Source organism: Mesorhizobium sp. BHbdii (assembly GCF_053848045.1).
Map to the genome: position 1 here is coordinate 1 of NZ_JBSPKX010000194.1, position 462 is coordinate 462.

2 protein-coding genes are annotated in these 462 nt (G+C 65.4%); both read right to left on the reverse strand.

Going from position 1 to position 462, the window contains the following annotated elements; genetic code table 11:
- A partial coding sequence (locus ACWTU8_RS32580; protein ID WP_455851345.1) for a flagellar basal body-associated FliL family protein occupies positions 1-320 on the reverse strand: 320 nt, incomplete at its 3' end.
- A gap of 20 nt (positions 321-340) precedes the next feature.
- A partial coding sequence (locus ACWTU8_RS32585) for a flagellar basal body L-ring protein FlgH (RefSeq protein WP_455851346.1) occupies positions 341-462 on the reverse strand: 122 nt, incomplete at its 5' end.

The following is a 462-nucleotide window of genomic DNA, read 5'->3' on the forward strand; positions in this document are numbered from 1 at the left end:
GCCGGCGGCTGCGGCGTGTCGTAGACCACGGATACTTCCATCCTGATCCAGGTGTCAGCGGGGGAGGCGATGTTGGTGGTGATCGGCGCCAGCGCCACAAGCGCCGGCCCCGTGCCAGGCTGTTGCGCGGCAGCGGGTTCGGTGACCTTGCCCTCATTTTCAGGTGCGACCGGCACCGATGACGGTGCCCCGGCGCCCTTGAGATAGCCGCCGGACATCCAGCCCATGCCGATGGCGGCGGCCGTTACCACCAGCAGCATGGCGCCCTGGACCACAAGGGATGGACCCTTGCGAGGCTGGAGTTGTTCGACATTGGCCACGGCGCTTTGTTCTCCAATTCCTAGAACGGAAGAACCTGGTCGAGAACCTGCTGGCCGTAGGCCGGCTGCTGGATCTCGGTGATGCGGCCGCGCCCGCCATAGGAAATGCGCGCTTCGGCTATGCGTTCGTAAGGGATCGTGT